We start from the raw sequence: 12,846 nt of genomic DNA on the forward strand, positions 1-12,846 counted from the left end.
GACGCCCTGCTTGTTAGTGTCCAGCTGGGCGACGGTGTAGCAGCAACACGATGACGCCAGCGATAAACGGCACATATCGCTCTGCGATATCACCAATGGTATTTGGCAACAGATACAAGGTTACCGCGAGCACAAAACCCATAAAGATCGAACGATAAATCCCCGTCGGAGAAACCGAGACGCCACCGAGCTTGATGAACAACGCCGGTCCAAACGCCGAACCGATGGCGATCCAGGCAAAGAGTACGCGATCAAAAATGCTTGATGGCAAAACGACCGCGAGCAAGATCGCCAAAGCCGACAGCACCGCCATCGCCAGGCGCGAACGCCAAAGTTCACTCTTGCCACTGCGGGCTCCAATGTTTAGATCATGGGTTACGGTAGCCGCACCTGACAGCAGCATACTGTCTGCTGTCGACATAATCGCAGAGAGAACTGCCGCCATTAAAATGCCGCTCACCAGTGAAGGAAACAGCTGATCCGTTATCGAGAATATCAGCCCCTCGGCATTATCCACTGATGGAAGTAAAACTCTCGCCGCCCAGCCCAAGAAACACATACCGAAGAACACGACCACAAACCAGCCAATAGCAATCCAGCGACCAATACGCAGGGCACGTAGATCTTTTAACGCCATAAAACGACTGACCAAATGAGGCTGGCCGTAAGTCCCCATGCCTACCCCCAACCCACCCACGACAAAGCCGAGCGCGGCAAGCCCTATGTGGCCACCACTCAACGCCAACCAGTGACTGCCTGAGTCAATCGCCAGGGAGGGCCCGATAGACGCCCAACCACCAGCGGACTGCCAAGCGGCGATTGGCAGCAACAGCGCCGCCAATAGCATTAACAAACCTTGCAGGGTATCGGTGACACTTACGGCCCAAAAACCGCCAAGTAAGGTGTAGAGAAGTATAATGGTGCCGCCGAGTAATATGCTCTCACGCGCGTCTATGGCAAACAGTGTGGCAAAGGTATTACCCGCGCCTTGAAATTGCGCGGCGATGTAGAAGATAAAACAGAAGAGAATGATGCCGGATGCCAGCAAGGATATTTTACGGCGCTCTGCGGGAGCGGCGTCTTCAATAAAAAATTCTGTCAGTGTCAGTTGATTGTGAGCACGACTGTGCGACATAAGTCGCGGCGCCAACCAGCCCCAGGCGACAATGACACCGACAACCGCACCGGCAGCCAACCAGACTGCGGGTAGGCCTATGGTATACGCGAGGCCACTCATGCCCAACAGCGTCCAGGCCGACGCGGAACTGGCCCCATAACTGATGGAGGCGACGACCGGCCCGAGTTCGCGTCCGCCGAGAAAATAATCCCCGGCATCGCGTGTGCGTCGCTGCGCCCAGAACCCGATACCGATCAACAGAATTTTATATACGATCAGTGTAATAACAATCGTGCTGGTCAATTCTGCAACTCCGGGCTCTCGTTGGTTTAGGAAGCTCTACTTCAAAGTGTTTAAATAATCGATCACGTCAGCTTCAGTGACAACATCGGCGTACTTTGCATTCATATCAAACAAATTGGCTTGATGGGGCGCATCGTGTCGATCACCGCAGGCCTCGGCAACCACAATGGGAATGAATCCGTGAGAACAGGCATCGACACAGCTCGCGCGAACACATCCGCTGGTGGTCAGACCGGTAAGAATCACCGAATCGATACCCGCTGCCGTCAAGGTGGTCGCGAGAGACGTTCCGAAAAAGGCACTGGGATACTGTTTGGAAACCACAAGTTCTTCAGCACGCGGCTGCAGACCTTTTGGCCATGCACCCATAGGAGAGCCTTCTACAAAATTTTTCAAGGGAAGTGCTTTCTGATAAAAACGCCCTCCGTTGATTCCAGACGCGTGATAAACCACATTGGTATAAACCACCGGAATGCCCGCTTCTCTGGCGACATCGAGCACACGAATGGCAGAGGCCAGCGTATCATCAACATCGGCGTAAAGATCACAGGACGGATCAAAATACGCTTCAACAAAATCGATCAGAACCAGCGCCGGGCGCTTGCCATAGCCAATTTTGTTACCGTAAACATTGGCATAATTTGCCGACAGATTGTCACTCATAACTGTTCAAACACCTTTTTCTATGGCTCCGCACAAACGGATTAGTCTTTCGCCCAACGTTTTTCGAACGCCCAGACATCTTCAAAACCGATCAGCGAACAAAATTCTTTGAAATTAAAAATGGGTACGCCGTCAGGTTCGGGACTGTTTTGATTCAGCATTTCCCGCAGCGCCGTTTCAACGGCTCTCGCTGCCGCCAGACTGGTTAATGCCGGCGCTATGGCCATGGCAAAGCCAAAATTTTCAAGTTGGTCCGCGGTAAACATGGGTGTGAGACCACCATTCGACATGTTCGCCAACATGGGGGCTGGAACCTGCTGGCACGCGGTACGCATTTCCTCTTCGCTGTGCAGTGCCTCGACAAAGAGGATATCTGCACCCGCCTCACGATACGCATTGGCACGATCAATAGCGGCGTTGATACCTTCCGATTGCAATGCATCTGTCCGCGCAATAATCAACAGATTTTCATCGGTACGGGCATCAACTGCGACGCGAATTTTGTCGACCATGTCTTCCGTTTTAACCACGCGCTTAAACGGCGTGTGACCACATTTTTTCGGAAATTCCTGGTCTTCGATCTGAATCGCCGTCACACCGGCCTCTTCATAACCACGCACCGTATGATGGACATTCAACAGACCGCCAAAGCCGGTATCGGCGTCGGCTATAACTGCGCCATCGCTGGTTTTCACCAAGGTGGCCACGCGATCCAGCATCTCTGTGTAACTGGCAATACCTGCATCGGGTAAACCCAGTGCAGACGCCGTTAGCCAGTATCCGGAAGCGTAAACAATGTCACAGCCAACCTTGTTGGCAATGACCGCGGTAATCATATCCTGAATGCCCGGCGCCAAAATAAATTCACCAGCATCGAGTTTGCTTTTAACTATGGGGTTCGCCATCTTGTTTTCCTTTAAAACGCCGCCTGATAAATGGCCAGCGCGTCCTCTTGAGAAACCGCTCTGGGGTTATTAACCAATAACCGCTGCTGCTCCATCGCCTCTGCCGCCAATCTGGGCAAATCCGCTTTGGGCACATCGAGATCACGAAGCCGTACAGGCAAGGCTACGCGATCGATCAACGCGATTATTTGTTCGATAAACAAATCGCACAGCACGTCGTCGGAGTTATGAGTCAACTCACTGTGTACACTTTCTGTGGTAATGCACGGCAGTAATTCCGCGTAGAGCGCGGCGGCATCTGGCGCGTTGAATTTAAGGACATGGGGCAATACCAGAGAGTTACTCAAACCGTGGGGAATGTGATAATTCCCACCCAATGGATAGGCCAGCGCATGAACGGCAGCAACAGGTGCATTGGCAAACGCCTGCCCCGCCATCATTGCACCGAGCAGCATATTGGATCTGGCTTTAACATCACGGCCATCCGCTACCGCCAGTGGCAAATAATGGGATAGCAGACGCAAGGCCTCTTTCGCCAGCATATCTGAGTAAAGGTTTTTTTTGTGGCGACTGGTAAAGGCTTCGATGGCATGTACCATGGCATCAATGCCTGTCGCCGCAGTAATACTTGGCGGCAAACCCAGTGTAAGTTCAGCGTCAAGAATTGCCAAATCGGGAAGTAACTGCGGCGATACGACACCGGATTTTGTGGTCTCACCGGTCGTGATGATGGAAATTGGCGTCACTTCCGAACCCGTACCTGCAGTGGTTGGGATCAAAATCAACGGAAGGCGGCCACCACGAATCTGATCTATACCATAAATATCCGTAATCGCCTGCTCGCTGTTGTCGCTTAAAACCGCAATGAGTTTGGCCACATCCAGGCTGCTACCACCGCCCACTCCGATAACGCCATCAATATCGGCAGACAGAGCTTGGGCAACCGCGTTTTCGACGATGTGTTGAGGGGGATCCGCCTGAATATCACTAAACACCATCGGATCCATCCCCGCTTTGCGCAAGGGATCCACGACTCGATCGACGATACCCGCTTTTACCAATCCGGCATCGGTCACTAACAACGGCTTAGTGATCGCCAATCGCTGGCAGTTTGCTGCAATTTCATCCACCGCTCCAGCACGCCAGATAAAGCGCCCAGCTGTTGCAAAATCAACTTGCCTCATTTTTTATTGTCTCCGACTCATTCACTCTAAGCGTGCTCTCATCTTCACACTTGTGCGTTGAAGATAGAGAGCGAAAAACTGTCGAAACCGGCATCTTAGTGCCGGTTCGATTGTTCTGGCATCGACCTTAAACGGACGGTTCAAGCCTCCCGAATCGCGCGATGGTAACGAGTGAACACCAGCAGGCTCAACGCCATAACAGCCGCTGGAATGGTCGAGTAAAGCCAGATCATGCCGCGAATGGCCGATTCGCCCTGTTCGATAGCTCCCGTTGTCGACGATTCAAAGCCCGTCATGCTCAGAACCAAGCCCGCCAGCAATGGCCCCAGTGCAAAAGCCAGCTTTTCTGTTGCGGAAAAAATACCTGAAAACATTCCCTCATCAACACTGCCATCACGCTGTCGTTGCCGTTCAATGGTGTCGGTCAGCAGAGAAAAGGTCAGAACAGAAAACCCCGAATTGGTGACACCGATAATGGCCGCTCTTACCATAACGAGAAACTGCTCGGTGGAAAGGCCCCAAATCAAAACATCATCGCCGGGCTTCAGCGTTAACCAGGTCAAGGTGACCAGCAGCCACCCAGAACAGGCGACCCAGAAGGCTTTTTCTTTACCGACGCGGCGAGAAAAAGAAACCCACATTGGCTGGCTTAGCAGAGATCCACACGCCATAACCAAAACAAAAGGCAGCAGCAAATTAATATCGCCGACCGCATAGATGAATATAAATCCAACAACGGCATAACCACTGGCCTGTGCAATGGATTGAATCAAAAACGCCAGGGTCAGAATCATAAAGGGCTTGTTCTGCCGGACCACGGCCAGCTGCTTTAGCATATTCCCGGCAACCGATGCTCTGGCTTTACCAAAATCACGAGGCACGCCAAACGCAGTAGCCAACATCGCCAGCATACAAAGGCCGCCGAATATCAAGGCCATGGAGCGCCACGCAGCGGCGTCCCCCCCCAACATAAAGACCAACGGCTGAGCCAGCCCCACCCCCATCACAACGCCGACCACGGCGAAAATCATACGAAACGACAGTATCTTGGTGCGTTCGTGTGGATCATCCGACAGTTCTGAAGCGACCGCCAAATAGGGTACAGAAAAGGCGCTGAATGCGGTCGATGCGACAAAAAACAGAACACCAACCGTCAGTGCAGCCATCCACGGGGCGGGAAAGCCGGAGAAAGAAAACAGCAGGATAAACGTAATGCTGGTTAACAAAGCGCCGCAAACCAAGAACGGGCGGCGGCCGTGTTTGGGCTTATGTCGATCCGACATCATACCCATGATGGGGTCACAAACGATGACCCAGAGCTTGGGAATTAATACCACCAGCCCTGCGAGCCATGGGGCCACGCCCAGCATGGTGGTCATAAACAGCGGCAGTAATGCCGCCGGAGAATCACGAAACAACTGAGCGCCCGTCTGACCAAAGCCGTAAAGGACCATGGTCTTGGTGGCGACACGCTTTTCAGGCTCGGCAGTCGTCGGTATTTTTTCGCTTTCCAGCACTGTATCCATATAACAACCTATTTAATAAACACGCCGGAAACAGGCGCGGATGACAAAAAAGAAAGCAAACTGTCGTACTGACGAACCGAGGTCATTCTGATCAACGCTGATGCAAGAGCATAAAGATCAGAAATCGCTCAGCTTAAACAGGCTCACTCACACAGTCGTAGGCGAACAAACCCAGTGTTTCTTCATTTCGAAGATTTCCCAATCCATAGAGTTCCGCTTGATCTCCCTGCAAGCGATCTGCGTTGGCATTCGATTCTTGTTGAATAAAGCTGGTGCGCTCAAGACGTGCCGCTTGGTAACGCGGTAGCGCCTCTGCAAGCGTCGCGGAATCCTCAAGGATTCTGGCGAGCACTACGGCATCCTCGATACCTGTCGCTGCGCCCTGCCCCATAAAGGGCGTCATCGCATGAGCGGCATCACCCAGTAATGTCACCCGGTTATCCATAATCCAATTTTCGATGGGCTGATGAGCATTGATCGCCCACTTAAATACCGAGCCCTCGGCCACAGACTCGAGCAGCGTTTGAATATTGGGACACCAATCGCCGTACAGAGCATTCAATTCAGATTTGGCGGCAGGAATCGACCAGCCGTCTTCGGTCCAGCCATCCTGACGAGCAAAAAACACCAAATTGAGAATGTTGCCCTTACGCAGCGGATAGCGAACCACCATCTTCCCGGGGCCAATATGCATACCGGGTTGGTCGACCAGATGTTGAATCGCGGGCGTCACCGGAGCCAATGCACGAAACGCAATATGGCCGGTAAAGTGCGGCGGTTTGGTATCAAACTGAGTTCGAATCTGGGATTTGAGGCCATCGGCAGCGACGACCAAATCGGCGTTGGCAACGGTACCATCGGCAAAACGAATGCTAGCGCCCTCTGCGCTGGTCTCAACCGCATCTGCGCGCTTGTTAAGAGAGATCTGAACGCCAGCATTCGTCGCGGCGTCAACGAGAATGTTGTGTAAATCGGCGCGGTGAATATACACATAGGCGGCACCATACTTCTCTTTAGTGCCTCGGCGATCGACTGTCAGCAGGGTTTGATCGTCCTGCCAATGTGAAATTAGCTGCGTGGTAGGTTCGATGCCAGTCTCTTCGATGGCCTTGCCGACACCGACATAGTCCATCCCCCGCATGGCGTTGGGCGCCAATGTAATACCCGCACCCACATCCCCCCAAGCAGGAGCAGCCTCGTACAAGTGCACACGGTTCCCCTGTTTGGCCAACGCCAAAGAGGCAGTTAACCCGGCAATTCCGGCACCAACAACGGCAATATCGATATCTTGCATAGTTTTCATCCGACCCATCGAGCAATCCTGGATTCTAGTTTGCCGGAACCTGGAAATGGCTCCATGACAATTGTCAAGGACGCTAACCCTTTGAAAAGAGACACTTGCGGCCAATACAGAGATCGCCCACGGTTGTCTCCAACGTGTTTGCAGCCTGTTTTCCGCTGCATGTTGTGTGAACACCGTCGCTTCAATTCGCAGGTTTAGTCAATGATGAACGAACAGCAAAGTGTTCCGCACAATGATGCCCAGAACACACCGCACACCACCGAAAATTCTGCCCACGCAGCGACACTGGCCCGCTTGCAAGACCTCGTTGGGGCGGACCGTTGTTTTGCTGGAGCGGACGGTGAAGCACTGTACACCGACGTTTACCGCCAGGGTGCTCTACCCTTAGCGTCGGTCAGACCTGATTCAGTTGAACAACTTCAGGACATCATCAAACTGGTCCACAGCGAAGGAATCGCGTTTTCCATCCGCGGTGGCGGCGCATCTTATACCGACGGCTATTTGGCGAAAGATGCCGGTCAGGTGTTGATCGATATGAGCGCACTGAATCGCATTATCGACATTAATGAAACCGGCGGCTATGTCACCGTCGAAGCCGGTGTTACCTGGGCTGAACTGAAAGACGCTCTGGATAAACGCGAACTGCGCACGCCATTCTGGGGGCCTTTTTCGGGCTTGAAGGCGACCGTCGGAGGCTCCGTCTCACAAAACACCATCAGTCATGGCTCTGGCGCTTACGGAATTTCAGCGCAATCCATTCTGTCCATGGATGTGGTTCTGGCCGATGGCAGTCTGCTGCAAACCGGTTCCGCTGCGGCTAACGCTGGCCCGTTCGCACGCTTTTTTGGACCAGATCTTACCGGCTTGTTTACCGGCGACTGCGGCAGCCTTGGCATTAAAGCCAGATTAACCCTCCCGCTGCTAAAGCCGCGCGCGGCACACCGCACCATTTCCTTTGCCTTTCCCGACTTTGCCTCTATGCATGAATCCATGCGACGCATCGCCATGGAAAAACTCGAAGATACCCATTTTGCCCTCGACGGTGCGCTCTCACAGGGTCAAATTGCCCGCCAGGACAAAGCCGGTGAAACCTTTAAGATCGCCATGTCGATCCTTAACAGCTCCCCCTCACTGCTGTCAGGGTTTAAGCAGCTGTTTAACGCCGCAGTAAAAGCTCGCAAGGTCATCAATGACTCATCGTATATGACGCATTACATCGTTGAAGGCGTAAACGACGCCGAAACCAAAGCGCGCTTGCACCGCATTCGCGAATTGACCACGGGACTCGGACGGGAAATTCCTGCCACCGTTCCCGCTGTTGTCCGCGGCATGCCCTTCGCCCCCTTTTACAACACCCTGGGACCTAGCGGAGAACGCTGGGTACCCTTGCACGGCATTTTACCCCACACCAAAGCGGCGGAATTTCATCAGGCACTCGAGGCGTTTTACCAACAGCGGGAAACCGATATGAAACGCCTTGGCGTCTGGACAGGCGGCATGTTTGGCGCCGTTGGCTCCAGTGGTTTCCTCTATGAAATCGCTCTCTACTGGCCGGACGAAATCACCGCCTATCACCGCGAGCAGGTGCCAGCAGACTACCTTGATGGGTTGCCAAAGTATCCCGCCAACCCAGAGGCGCGCGCCTATGTTGAACAACTGAAAAAGGATCTGATTGCGCTCTTTATCGACTTTGGCGCAGTTAACTTTCAATTGGGCAAAAGCTATCCTTACCTTGAAAGATTGCAACCCACGGCCCGTGACTTGGTCACCGCCATTAAACATCAGCTGGACCCTCAGCAGGTCATTGCTCCCGGTCAGCTGGGGTTCACCACAGGACAAGGAAACTAATGCTCGCAGCAACACCTGAAAATGGCACCTCCGGTGTCGACGTAACTCGTCATTACATCCGCATAGGCGAACGACAAGTTCACTATCGACGCGCCGGTACCGGAGCCCCAGTGGTGTTGCTGCACCAATCCCCAAAAGATTCCGCCGAACTGCTGCCACTTATGGAACTACTGGCAGCAAACTACACGGTCTTCGCGCCTGACACGCCAGGATTTGGTTTTTCAGACCCGTTACGCAGTGCCGACCTGTTACCGTCAATTGACGACTTCGCCGACGCCCTGGCGGCGCTTATCGATGGCTTATCACTGAAGCGGCCAGCGATCTTCGGTACCCATTCCGGCGCCATCGCCGCTGTGCGTCTCGCACGGCGACACCCACATAAAGTATCGGTATTGATTGCCAATGGTATTTTGATCAGCGATACCCGTGAACGCCAGGAATACAACGCGCATTACTTTCCTAAGTTTTTGCCCAGTTGGGATGGCAGCCACTTGAGTTGGCTATGGTCGCGCTTGAAAGATCAGCATAATTTTTATCCTTGGTATCAACGCTACAGAGACAATGCCATCGACTGGCCGGCAACCGACGCCGATCTTGCCGCCAGTACCCGCGAGTTTCTTAACGCCGGCGACGACTACCGAGCCGCCTACCGGGCTGTTCTCGACTATGATATTCGCCCGGATCTGGAGGCTTTGACGGTTCAGACACAACTCCTGGTGGCACGACCTGACGCGCTCTATCGCTATGCCGAAGACTACCCGCCGTTACCCGACAATGTTGACGTCTGCGTCGTCGATGACTTTGCCGATATTCCAGACTCCGTTGTGGGCTACCTAAAGAGCCATCTAACGGAACCATCATCGCCTCCGCGGCCATCTGCTGAAAAATCCAACTACGGCAGCAGCCGAGGTTTTTGTCAGCTGAAGCAAGGTCAATGGCACTATGTCACCGCAGGTCGATCAGATCAGCCCAGTTTGCTGGTCTTACACGAGCCGGGTAGCTCCGCCCAATGCCTACGCCCACTGATTACCGCCTTGAGCAATCAATGGCGAATTGTCGCTCCGGATCTTCCTGGGCATGGACAAACAGAGATTCGCGGTGCAGTAAGCCCGACAGAAACCGCCCGCCTCCTGCAAGAATTTATAGGGGCAATGCTGACCGCGCCCATTAACGTCGTGTGCTTTGGCGCGACCGCAGCGGTTGGGTTGGAATTGTTAAAAGCACCAACCAATCTTGTTGACGTACAACAGATGGTCGTTTGTGATCCAATTTTTGAAGAACTCACTAAAGGCGTTTCGAAGGATCGATGGCTACCGGACTTAACGCCCGAATTCGCCGGGGCTCATCTACTGCGAGCCTGGCATTTTCTGAGGGATAAACACCTGTTTTTCCCCTGGTTCGAACGTACCGGCACCCAGAGACTCTCGGCCCATGCGCCCAGCGCACAAGAACTGCAACAACAGTTGATTGCCCTGCTTGAGGCTGACGACGCACTTGCTGACAGGTTAGTGTCGTTTTCTGCGTATCCGCTACAAGACTACCAACAGCCGAGCCTTACTCTCGCCGCACGTCAGAAAGCGCCCTGCCGACGTTTAATTGCAGACATTGCGCTACTCGATGAAGATCCTTTGAATATGGCGAATCAGCTGACCACACTTCTTCTGGCTCGCCAATAAGTTCATCGAACCTCACCAAGGTTTTAAATACTCCCTAGCGAATATCAACGATGGATTTGCCAATGGGCATCAAGGCGATGTTTACCAACTTCAAATGTTGTATGCCAAAGGGAATGCCAATGATGGTAATAAAACAGGCTAGCGCTGAAATAATATGACCTATCGCTAACCAGATACCGGCAAGCAATAGCCAGATTACGTTGCCGATCAATCCCAAGCTACCGGTACCAATGTCTTTCTCACCACTGATGAGATCTCTCGATACCGCTTCTTTGCCAAAAGGAAAAAACGAAAACAAACCAATGTTAAAACAAGCCCGTCCCCAAGGAATGCCGATGATACTAATAAAAGCCACAAGGCCGACAAGCCACCAGGCCAATCCCATAAAAAAGCCACCCAAAACAAACCACAATATATTTCCAATCAACTTAATCATTGTTTTCTCGCCGATACATCCTCAGTTCAATAATTCCATGAACTGTTTATAGCCTTAAACAAGCTCCGAAAGAAATAAGATTACACCATTAGATTCTCGTCGAGCTATTCTCTAGTCACTTCGATCTGTATTCATACTGTGATTACCTAGTCGGTGTCCGTCCAAGGAATATCGAGCGCTCAAATAACCATCACAATAGACAAAAAGCGCACGTGTGTTTAATTTTCATTCAAAGAAAGGAAGCGTCTGTGAGAAATATTTTATTTTTTGATTCTATGCTAACCCCGAAAATCATTACTTTCGTTTATTGGCTTTTGCTGATATCGGTGGTGATCGGGGGCATTGGAACCATCTTTGGAGGCTACGGAGGATTTACCTTCGGTAGCTTCTTTAAAGGCCTATTTATTATTTTTGTTGGCGCAATCGGAACCAGAATTTGGTGTGAACTGATGATTGTCTTGTTCAAGATGAATGAAGCATTACAGGAGATTCGCAAGAAATAACTGAGCATTTCCCAGGCATACTCCCCCCCAACAGGGGGGAGACAAAAAGTTAACCTTAATCAATACCCATTGATTACATCGCTCTCGCCGATCCCACATCCTCAGGAGTCACTTCGCCAGACTTATCGCCAAAATGGGCGAGCACGTAATTTGCCAGAGCGGCAACATCACTGTCGGAATAGATGTCGGCAAAACCGGGCATATAATGATGAGAGCCATCGATGGTGATTTCAGTGCCGTGCAATATCACCTGGGTAACCGCCAAGCCCTGCACATCATTGACTGAACTGCTGCCTTTAAGAGAAGCATAAGGGGTTTGACGCCCCTGTCCGTTCCACTGATGGCAACCCGCGCATTCGCCTTCAAACAGGGTTTTACCCCGGGCGTGTTCTGCCAGATCATTGCCCGGTAACACCGCCGATGCCTTCTGCAAAGTGGCCGGATCAACATCGACACTAGAGACGGCCTCGCCCTGCTCCGGTTCCACGGATCGCAAGTAGGTCACGAGCGCTTGCAGGTCACTGTCGGTCAGGTACTGCAGACTGTATTCCACCACTTCTGCCATAGGGCCAGAGGCGGAACTGCGGCCTGGTGCATGCCCCGTCGACAGGTAGCTGGTCAATTGCTCGTCACTCCAATCACCGATACCGTAGGTGCCATCCGACGTGGTATTGAAGGCTTTCCAGCCCTCGACCACAGTCCCTGCGAGGTATTCATGAGACTTGGTGGCAAAACCGATATTTCTGGGCGTGTGACAATCGCCGCAATGTCCCAGTGCGTTCGCCAGATAGTTACCGCGATTCCAGGCTTCTGACTCGTCTGCGACGGCTTCGTATCGCTGGTTTTTGAAGAATACGGCGTTCCAAAATGCCATGCCCCAGCGTTGGTTAAACGGGAACGCCAGATCGTTTTCGGGTTTGGGATTGCTGACCGGCGCCAACGTCATCAGATACGCTTTAATGTCTAAGACATCCTGCCGACTCATCGCGGTGTACGAAGTGTAAGGCATGGCCGGATATTCATGGCCTTCAGAGCCTATACCATCGCGAACGGCCGCGACAAATGCCTCATCAGACATGGCGCCAATACCGGTTTCCGGATCCGGCGTTAGGTTGGTCGCGTAGAGCGTGCCGAAAGGCAAGCGAAATGGACGTCCACCCGCCAGGTACTCCCCGCCTTCTTTGGTGTGGCAGGCAATGCAATCGGCCGCACGCGTCAGATATTCACCGCGACTGACAGCATCCTGTAAGTGCGCAGGCTCACCGGCAATAGGCGCTTGCGGCTCTTCCCCCTGTGGCGCAACTTTGGTCCATAACACCAATGCACCGAGGACAACGACGACCGCTCCCGCGGCCGCCCCCAATCGTTTTACAAGTTTCATA

The 12,846-nt window shown here is 52.6% G+C and carries 11 protein-coding genes; 3 read left to right on the forward strand and 8 right to left on the reverse strand.

Translation table 11 applies throughout. From position 1 onward, the window contains the following. Nucleotides 1–13: 13 nt before the first annotated feature. The 6 genes from ACXAFR_RS00575 to ACXAFR_RS00600 form a co-directional block, all read right to left on the reverse strand. Nucleotides 14–1,420 (reverse strand): sodium/proline symporter, encoded by a 1,407-nt coding sequence (locus ACXAFR_RS00575; protein ID WP_475170608.1) that lies wholly within the window; start codon nt 1,418–1,420, stop codon nt 14–16. A 36-nt stretch (nt 1,421–1,456) separates the two neighbouring features. Then, complete coding sequence (locus tag ACXAFR_RS00580; protein ID WP_475170609.1) at nt 1,457–2,083, reverse strand: isochorismatase family protein; 627 nt, start codon at nt 2,081–2,083, stop codon at nt 1,457–1,459. Nucleotides 2,084–2,124: 41 nt separating this feature from the next. Continuing rightward, on the reverse strand, nt 2,125–2,988 hold the full coding sequence (locus ACXAFR_RS00585; protein WP_475170611.1) for an isocitrate lyase/PEP mutase family protein: 864 nt from the start codon (nt 2,986–2,988) through the stop codon (nt 2,125–2,127). A gap of 11 nt (nt 2,989–2,999) precedes the next feature. Beyond that, entirely contained in the window at nt 3,000–4,172 is a 1,173-nt protein-coding gene (locus tag ACXAFR_RS00590) for an iron-containing alcohol dehydrogenase (RefSeq protein ID WP_475170615.1), read from the reverse strand. Nucleotides 4,173–4,312: 140 nt separating this feature from the next. After that, complete coding sequence (locus ACXAFR_RS00595) at nt 4,313–5,698, reverse strand: MFS transporter (RefSeq protein WP_475170618.1); 1,386 nt, start codon at nt 5,696–5,698, stop codon at nt 4,313–4,315. A gap of 133 nt (nt 5,699–5,831) precedes the next feature. Beyond that, nucleotides 5,832–7,010: an FAD-dependent oxidoreductase gene (locus ACXAFR_RS00600; RefSeq protein ID WP_475170624.1), complete on the reverse strand. Its 1,179-nt coding sequence runs from the start codon at nt 7,008–7,010 to the stop codon at nt 5,832–5,834. Nucleotides 7,011–7,202: 192 nt separating this feature from the next. Between ACXAFR_RS00600 and ACXAFR_RS00605 the strand changes: the two genes are divergently transcribed. Both ACXAFR_RS00605 and ACXAFR_RS00610 read left to right on the forward strand, forming a co-directional pair. Further along, complete coding sequence (locus ACXAFR_RS00605; protein WP_475170626.1) at nt 7,203–8,849, forward strand: FAD-binding oxidoreductase; 1,647 nt, start codon at nt 7,203–7,205, stop codon at nt 8,847–8,849. Beyond that, nucleotides 8,849–10,525 carry an alpha/beta hydrolase gene (locus ACXAFR_RS00610; protein ID WP_475170631.1) on the forward strand — a complete coding sequence of 559 codons (1,677 nt, stop codon included), beginning with the start codon at nt 8,849–8,851 and terminating at the stop codon, nt 10,523–10,525. The genes ACXAFR_RS00605 and ACXAFR_RS00610 overlap by 1 nt, the downstream gene beginning before the upstream one ends. Nucleotides 10,526–10,559: 34 nt before the next feature. Here the strand turns inward: ACXAFR_RS00610 and ACXAFR_RS00615 are convergent, their stop codons facing one another. Then, nucleotides 10,560–10,961 (reverse strand): YccF domain-containing protein, encoded by a 402-nt coding sequence (locus tag ACXAFR_RS00615; RefSeq protein WP_475170634.1) that lies wholly within the window; start codon nt 10,959–10,961, stop codon nt 10,560–10,562. 248 nt (nt 10,962–11,209) lie between these two features. Here ACXAFR_RS00615 and ACXAFR_RS00620 point away from each other — a divergent pair, with 248 nt between their 5' ends. After that, nucleotides 11,210–11,464 (forward strand): DUF4282 domain-containing protein, encoded by a 255-nt coding sequence (locus ACXAFR_RS00620; RefSeq protein ID WP_475170635.1) that lies wholly within the window; start codon nt 11,210–11,212, stop codon nt 11,462–11,464. A gap of 73 nt (nt 11,465–11,537) precedes the next feature. On the opposite strand, the gene ACXAFR_RS00625 is transcribed toward ACXAFR_RS00620, so the two are convergent. Further along, nucleotides 11,538–12,845: a c-type cytochrome gene (locus ACXAFR_RS00625; protein ID WP_475170638.1), complete on the reverse strand. Its 1,308-nt coding sequence runs from the start codon at nt 12,843–12,845 to the stop codon at nt 11,538–11,540. Nucleotide 12,846 lies beyond the last annotated feature (1 nt).

It is taken from the genome of Pseudomaricurvus sp. ABR4_320, from assembly GCF_056159445.1.

Coding starts and splice junctions, on each gene's coding strand:
- ACXAFR_RS00580 (WP_475170609.1), bottom strand. CDS start 2,083: ATGAGTGACAATCTGTCGGCAAATTATGCCAATGTTTACGGTAACAAA.
- ACXAFR_RS00585 (WP_475170611.1), bottom strand. CDS start 2,988: ATGGCGAACCCCATAGTTAAAAGCAAACTCGATGCTGGTGAATTTATT.
- ACXAFR_RS00590 (WP_475170615.1), bottom strand. CDS start 4,172: ATGAGGCAAGTTGATTTTGCAACAGCTGGGCGCTTTATCTGGCGTGCT.
- ACXAFR_RS00595 (WP_475170618.1), bottom strand. CDS start 5,698: ATGGATACAGTGCTGGAAAGCGAAAAAATACCGACGACTGCCGAGCCT.
- ACXAFR_RS00600 (WP_475170624.1), bottom strand. CDS start 7,010: ATGGGTCGGATGAAAACTATGCAAGATATCGATATTGCCGTTGTTGGT.
- ACXAFR_RS00605 (WP_475170626.1), top strand. CDS start 7,203: ATGATGAACGAACAGCAAAGTGTTCCGCACAATGATGCCCAGAACACA.
- ACXAFR_RS00610 (WP_475170631.1), top strand. CDS start 8,849: ATGCTCGCAGCAACACCTGAAAATGGCACCTCCGGTGTCGACGTAACT.
- ACXAFR_RS00615 (WP_475170634.1), bottom strand. CDS start 10,961: ATGATTAAGTTGATTGGAAATATATTGTGGTTTGTTTTGGGTGGCTTT.
- ACXAFR_RS00625 (WP_475170638.1), bottom strand. CDS start 12,845: ATGAAACTTGTAAAACGATTGGGGGCGGCCGCGGGAGCGGTCGTCGTT.